The sequence below is a fragment of the Vibrio sp. 10N.222.52.B7 genome (assembly GCF_041474275.1).
GTDB lineage: Bacteria > Pseudomonadota > Gammaproteobacteria > Enterobacterales > Vibrionaceae > Vibrio > Vibrio crassostreae_C.
The window spans coordinates 1-262 of record NZ_JBFRTU010000643.1; the positions used below are offsets into that span (position 1 = coordinate 1).

Consider the following 262-nt stretch of genomic DNA (forward strand, 5'->3'; position numbering starts at 1 on the left):
TTGATACCGCTCCTATTAGAGCGCTGTTAGATGATGACCAGATTGTCATTGTTGCAGGTTTTCAAGGCGTTAACGCGAAAGGTGATATCACAACCTTAGGGCGAGGTGGTTCAGATACCACGGCCGTTGCATTAGCGGGCGCGCTTCAAGCTAAAGAGTGTCAGATCTATACCGACGTTGATGGCGTATATTCCTGCGATCCTAGAGTGGTTAAGCAATCTAAAAAATTAGATACCTTAGACTTTCCCTCTATGGAAGAAAT

The 262-nt window shown here is 45.0% G+C and carries 1 pseudogene; it reads left to right on the plus strand.

The annotated features are described in order from the left end of the window. Positions 1 to 262: pseudogene (locus tag AB4512_RS24610) on the plus strand (aspartate kinase); the annotation flags it as partial.